At 38.8% G+C, this 6744-nt stretch carries 6 protein-coding genes and 1 tRNA gene; 2 read left to right on the top strand and 5 right to left on the bottom strand.

All coding sequences use genetic code 11. The annotated features are described in order from the left end of the window. Positions 1-31: 31 nt before the first annotated feature. The 5 genes from CWB66_RS03790 to CWB66_RS03810 all read right to left on the bottom strand — a co-directional run bounded on the left by CWB66_RS03790 (position 32) and on the right by CWB66_RS03810 (position 4648). Positions 32-107 (bottom strand) — tRNA-Gly (locus CWB66_RS03790). Between the two features lie 211 nt (positions 108-318). After that, positions 319-864: a CDP-diacylglycerol--glycerol-3-phosphate 3-phosphatidyltransferase gene (gene pgsA, locus CWB66_RS03795; protein WP_138584392.1), complete on the bottom strand. Its 546-nt coding sequence runs from the start codon at positions 862-864 to the stop codon at positions 319-321. A 41-nt stretch (positions 865-905) separates the two neighbouring features. Next, positions 906-2729 (bottom strand): excinuclease ABC subunit UvrC, encoded by a 1824-nt coding sequence (uvrC, locus tag CWB66_RS03800; protein ID WP_138584393.1) that lies wholly within the window; start codon positions 2727-2729, stop codon positions 906-908. Positions 2730-2738: 9 nt separating this feature from the next. Continuing rightward, positions 2739-3389 carry a UvrY/SirA/GacA family response regulator transcription factor gene (uvrY, locus tag CWB66_RS03805; protein WP_007377972.1) on the bottom strand — a complete coding sequence of 217 codons (651 nt, stop codon included), beginning with the start codon at positions 3387-3389 and terminating at the stop codon, positions 2739-2741. Between the two features lie 107 nt (positions 3390-3496). Next, positions 3497-4648: a dicarboxylate/amino acid:cation symporter gene (locus CWB66_RS03810; protein ID WP_077537565.1), complete on the bottom strand. Its 1152-nt coding sequence runs from the start codon at positions 4646-4648 to the stop codon at positions 3497-3499. 373 nt (positions 4649-5021) lie between these two features. Here CWB66_RS03810 and cysK point away from each other — a divergent pair, with 373 nt between their 5' ends. Together cysK and CWB66_RS03820 are read left to right on the top strand one after the other, a co-directional pair. Continuing rightward, positions 5022-5990 (top strand): cysteine synthase A, encoded by a 969-nt coding sequence (gene cysK / locus CWB66_RS03815; protein ID WP_138584394.1) that lies wholly within the window; start codon positions 5022-5024, stop codon positions 5988-5990. Between the two features lie 143 nt (positions 5991-6133). Further along, positions 6134-6568: a hypothetical protein gene (locus tag CWB66_RS03820; protein WP_077537563.1), complete on the top strand. Its 435-nt coding sequence runs from the start codon at positions 6134-6136 to the stop codon at positions 6566-6568. Positions 6569-6744: the final 176 nt, after the last annotated feature.

Genomic DNA, 6744 nt, shown 5'->3' on the forward strand with positions numbered 1-6744 from the left:
CCAGTGCGGGGTAATAACCTTGAGATTAATTTGGAGCGGTACACGAGGCTCGAACTCGTGACCTCGACCTTGGCAAGGTCGCGCTCTACCAACTGAGCTAGTACCGCATTTTATTATCAGCTATTTGAATTAACACATGATGATTTATGTGAGCATTCAGGTAACCAATTAATTACCGTTTTGTTTATCTCGGGGGCTATGCCCTCTCAACACGGACGCATTCTACAGAGATTATTAAACGCGTCAATATAAAAAATGCTAGTTTTGAACTGTTTGCTTGTTTTTTATCTAAAATGCTGCGTTATTATACATTTAGAGCTAGTTTTTAGTCAATTCATCCCACGCTGCGCGTAAATATTGCAGCATAGAACTCAAAGTTAAAAAGGTGGCTATATACAATAACCCAAAACTTAAATAGTTCATCCACGTATCGTATTGCCAAATCAAACCGATAATGGCTAACATTTGCGCAGCTGTCTTTATTTTACCCATATTTGACACAGCTACGTTACCGCGTTTACCTTGCTCTGCCATCCATTCACGAAGTGCAGAAATAATTATTTCACGACTTATTATAATGAGGGCCGGTATTGTCATATACATTGATTGATATTGTTCAGATAATGCGACAAGTGCTGCACATACCATGACTTTATCAGCAACAGGATCTAAAAAAGCACCAAAAGGGGTTGATTGCTCAAGCTTTCTTGCTAAATAACCGTCGAGTATGTCGGTAATAGATGCAAGCCAAAAAATAAAGGCTGCAGCAAAAAAAGCCCAGCTATAAGGCAAATAAAATATCACCAAAAAAATGGGGATAAGAAAAAGTCTAAAGGTTGTGAGTGTGTTTGGAATATTCCACATAACTACTTGGATATGTCTTTTTTGCTATATTGCATGTAAGGCTAACCCTTATCGTGCAAATGGTTAAATATCTTCTCAGCCATGTCAGGGCTGATCCCAGGAACTTTCTTTAACTGTTCTATATTAGCAGCTTTTACCCCCTGCATGCCCCCTAAATATTTCAATAATGTTTGGCGGCGCTTAGAACCTACTCCATTTATTTCTTCTAATAGTGATTGTGTTCGTTGTTTCTGTCGTTTATTACGGTGCCCTGCAATGGCAAAGCGGTGAGACTCATCTCGTATATGCTGGATTAAATGCAGCGCAGGTGCATCCGAATCCATTGGAATAGTCTTACGGCCACCATCTATTAATAGTGTTTCAAGACCAGGCTTTCGACTAGTCCCCTTTGCTACACCAACTAATAAAGGCATTTTTGTATGCGACCAATTAGAAAAGTACTGCTCAGCACGCCCGAGTTGCCCCTTACCACCATCTATAAAAATAACGTCAGGAATTTTTTCTTCGTCTACTAGCTTGTTATAGCGTTTGTTAAGTGCAAACTCCATTGCTGCATAATCATCACCACCAGTAATACCCGTTACGTTATAGCGCCTGTACTCTTTTGTATTTGGTCCTTGCGAATCAAACACAACACAACTAGCAACAGTGTTCTCTCCCATAGTGTGACTTATATCAAAACATTCCATCCGTGTTATATCATCAAGGCGTAGCGTTGCTTTTAATTGTGCATAACGTTTATTAATAGAGTCTTGGGTACTTTGTTTAACCGCAATACTATTTAATGCATTTTTATTTGCGAGTTGTAAGTATTGCGCGCGTTCACCACGGGTAACTACTTTAAGGGTTACTTTGTGCTCACTTATTTGTGTGAGGGCTTCACCTAAAGCCCCGCTTTCTTCTATTTCAAACGGTAATATGATTTCTTTTGCAATACGCCCTGTCGCGCCAGGCGCTAAATAATACTGCCCTAAAAATGAAGTTAGTATTTCTTGCTTACTCGAATCTTTTGGCACTTTTGGGAAGTACGTTTTACTACCTAGTACTTTATGATCGCGGATCATTAATAAATGAATACCGTTTAAACCATTCAAATGAGCAAAGCCTACCACATCCATTTCAGCAAAATTACCCGAAATAGACTGCTGCTCCTGCATTTTACGAAGTAGCATTATTTGGTCGCGAACTTTTGCCGCCAGCTCAAAATTGAGTTGCTGGCTAGCTTCTTCCATTTTTTTTATTAAATCAGCAATAACTTCGTGAGATTTACCCGTTAAAAATTTACGTACGTAATCTACTTGCTCACTGTAATCATCATCCGTTACTTTGTTCACGCACGGCGCTGAGCAACGTTTAAGCTGGTATTGTAAGCATGGGCGACTTCTTGCGCGGTAATAAGCGTCTTCGCATTGACGAACAGGAAAGATTTTTTGCATTAACCGCAAGCTTTCAGATACTGCGCCTGCGCTTGGGAAAGGCCCAAAGTATTCGCCTTTAATTTTACGACTCCCCCGGTGAAAAGCTAAACGAGGGTGTTTATGGCTGGTCAGTAAAATATAAGGATACGACTTATCGTCGCGTAATAATATGTTGTAACGAGGCTGGTATTTTTTTATTAGATTATTTTCAAGTAGCAGCGCTTCGGTTTCAGTATTGGTAAGTGTGACGTCAATATCACAAATATTACTGACTAAAACACGCGTTTTACTGTCCGTGATATTACTTCTAAAGTAACTACTGACTCGTTTTTTTAGGTGTTTGGCTTTTCCAACATAAATAACTTGGCCACCACTATCAAGCATACGGTAGACACCAGGCTCACTTGATAGCGTTTTAAGGAAATGTGCATGATCAAATTCAGACATAGATTATGATTAGTACGACACGTCTATATCAATCATTTTATGACGAATAGCCAAATGGGTCAGTTCAACATCTCCACCCACATTTAGCTTTTCAAACATGCGATAGCGATAACTGTTTACTGTTTTAGAACTTAAGTTTAAACGCTCAGCTATATCTTGTGCCTTTTCACCTTTGGTGATCATAAGCATAATTTGTAGTTCGCGCTCAGATAAACTCTGAAAAGGGTTTTCGTCGGTACGACCTGTCACTTGCGCTAATGCAATTTGTTGTGCAATTTCTGGGGCTATATAACGTTGTCCAGCATGAACACAGCGAATAGCGCGGACCATTTCGTCAGAGCCTGCACCTTTGGTTAAAAAGCCATGTGCGCCAATTTGCATTACCTTGCTCGGAAATGGGTCTTCACAATTAACAGTAAGCACAATGATTTTTACATCAGGGCAATAGCGGCAAATCTTTTTAGTCGCTTCTAATCCGCCCATACCTGGCATGTTCATATCCATTAATACGATGTTTGGCGCATGCTGACGACAGAACTGCACAGCCTCTTCGCCGGTTTTAGCCTCGCCAATTACTTTAAACCCTCGCACATCATCAAGAATACGCTTGATTCCTGTTCGTACAAGTTCATGGTCATCAACTAAAAGTACATTAATCAATGGAACATCCTCATTTACCTAACAACACGCAATTTAATAAATTAATTTGCCATACAAACAGAGATAAAGCGAGACAATAACTAATATTATTGCCTCAACCTAATAGTTTAAGATGATTTTTTATCGCTAAAACGATCAACCCATAATGCAATGATACCATCACCTGTTACATTACACGCAGTACCAAAGCTATCTTGTGCTAAATAAAGTGCAATCATTAATGCAACTGCGCCTTCATTAAAGCCAAGCATGCTTGTTAATAGCCCAAGCGCCGACATAACCGCCCCACCTGGCGCACCAGGGGCTGCAATCATAACAACACCTAGCATCATAATAAATGGCATCATCTCCATTAATGAAGGTACTGCCATATTTGGCGATAAAAACATAACAGCCATTGCACAAGTTACTATTGTAATCGTTGATCCAGATAGATGAATAGTAGCGCAAAGCGGCACAGTAAAGTTAGCTACATCTTCTTTTACATTATTTGCTTTACTTGATTGCAGTGATACCGGAATTGTTGCCGCACTCGACATAGTCCCTAATGCCGTAAAGTAAGCAGGTAGCATATTTTTCACTAATTCGATTGGATTGCGTTTAAGCAAGATACCTGTCGCTATGTATAAAACGCTTAACCATAACCAATGCATAACAAGTGCTGCAATTAATACCACACCAAATGTTTGCAGCGTATCAACCACCGTCCCCGCTACTGTCATTTCCGCAAATACACCCGCGATATAAAATGGTAAAGCAGGAATAATTACCTTTGACAGAAGCCCATCAATAACATCACGTCCCTGATCGGACACTTTTTTAAGTGTGTCTAATTCTAGCTGACTCATACCTATACCAAATACAAAGGCAGTAACTAATGCGGTCATAACCCCCATAAGTGGTGGAATTTCTAAATCTATAAAGCTACCTATTTCTGTTGCGATTTCTGATTCGAATGTTATGCCACCACTTAAAAATGGGATAACAGCACTCACTAGTAAAAAAGCAAGCGTACCTGCAATAATTGTAGAGCTATAAGCAAACCCGACTGTTTTACCAAGTAAGTGCCCTGACCCTTTTGGTAGGCCTGCAATACCCGATGCAATAAAAAACAAAATAATAAGCGGAATAGTAAAAGAGATAATTTGACCTATCAGCTCTTTTACCGTAAATAAAAGTTCAACACCCGTAATTGGTACGTAGAGTCCGACCAGAATACCGGCAACAATACCGGCAATTAATTTTAAGATTAACTTCATTGTGATTGCTTTATTGAATTTAGATACGTGTTTTTATCATGTTTTACTTAGCTTGTGTCATAAAACTGTTCAACGGTGGTTCATTCGCACAAATAATCAACAACACATGAAGATTTTGCAGATAATATAGGGTAAATGAATAGATTTCATCCGCATTTCAAATGCTAATAAAATAAGCGCGACCTCTGCACATACCTTTAATAACTAAAGTGCCGGCTATTGTGGATTTTTATTTCACTTAGTTATAAGCTCAATAGATATATGTTATAGCCAAACTTTACTTTAGTTTTTTTTAACTCCCAGTAAAGTGTGTCTATATAGTTAGTAGCAAAGGCTGCTAATACGTTGATCAGATTGTATCCAAAGGAACATTATGTCTACTATTTTTGAAGATAACTCACTAAGCATCGGTAATACACCGCTGGTAAAACTTAACCGTGTTACAGGTGGGAATGTATACGCTAAAGTTGAATCTCGTAATCCTAGCTTTAGTATCAAATGCCGTATTGGTGCATCAATGATTTGGGAAGCTGAAAAATCAGGCCAGCTAACGAAAGATAAAGAACTTATCGAACCAACGTCTGGAAATACAGGCATTGCTTTAGCATTTGTTGCAGCAGCACGTGGTTACAAGTTAACGCTGACTATGCCAAATACCATGAGTTTAGAGCGTCGCAAGCTATTAAAAGCACTAGGTGCAAACCTAGTACTTACCGACGGTGCAAAAGGTATGAACGGCGCAATTGAAAAAGCAAAAGAAATTCAAGCAACCGCACCTAATAAATATATTTTATTACAGCAATTTGAAAATCCGGCAAATCCTAAGATTCACTTTGAAACAACGGGCCCTGAAATTTATGATGCCCTTGATGGTAAAGTAGACTTTTTTGTAGCGGGTGTGGGTACTGGCGGTACAATTACCGGTGTTAACCGTTACCTTAAAACAGAAAAAGGCCTAAACGTTAAATCTATTGCCGTTGAGCCAACTAATTCTCCCGTTATTAGCCAAACGCTTGCAGGAGAAGAAATTAAGCCTGGCCCTCATAAAATTCAAGGCATTGGTGCAGGCTTTATTCCTGGTAACCTAGATATGACACTAATTGATGGTGCAGAGCTTGTATCTAACGAAGATGCAATTGCAATGGCGCATCAGTTAATGAAAAAAGAAGGCATTTTAGTCGGTATTTCGTCAGGTGCTGCCGTTGTTGCAGCCAAACGCATTGCCGAAAAGCCAGAAAATGCGGATAAAAACATCGTCGTCATTTTACCAAGTGCTACTGAGCGTTACTTATCAAGCCCAATGTTTGATGAGGAATTTAGTGAACAAGAGCTCGTTCAATAAAACATTTTGTAAAAAAGGATGCTTTTGCATCCTTTTTTTATTATTTATTAAAAATATTCACAGCCAATCTTTCCCGTCCTCTTTACATCTTCACTATTTAATTACACACTTTAAAAACTGAATAAATAACTATAACGATGATGATGAAAAAAATAGTAACCCTGCTTAGCCTAATAATCTGTCTATTCACTTTGGGGTGTAATGACGATGTTAAAGTATCCAGTGACAGTCCTGGTGATTCAGCAGCCGCTTACTTTGATGCATTATATAATCAACAAGACTTACAAAAAGCCACTGCTTACGCAACGCCTAGGCTTACTCGTATAATGAAATCCTACGGTACTGCAAAACAGTTTGCGCGCAACTTAATAAACATGCAATACGATGAAGTGATTATTGAGGTTGATAGATCGAATACGAGCTTACGTGAACAATACGGTGATAAAGCTAAAATTAATATTGTTTTTACCGGTTATATTAATGGCAAAAAAGTTGATGAGATGCGCAGCGTAAATATGATACATACAAAAGGCAAATGGTATGTAGATAAAATACTTGCCGACCCTTACGCACGATAAACAAACTTAAGCAGAAATTTATAAGGCCTTTTGTATTTTAATTATTATTTAACCTGAGCTCTGGTTAAGAGATTTTCAGTGAAAACAAGGCGAATTTACGCGTCAATAGCTGGCCTATTGCAAGTAAATTCAACGCAGTTAGCGCTGAAAATAGCTGCTCGAGATAGATTTTTTTT

Origin of the sequence: Pseudoalteromonas sp. S558 (genome assembly GCF_005886635.1) — a bacterium.
In the GTDB taxonomy this organism is placed as follows: domain Bacteria; phylum Pseudomonadota; class Gammaproteobacteria; order Enterobacterales; family Alteromonadaceae; genus Pseudoalteromonas; species Pseudoalteromonas aliena.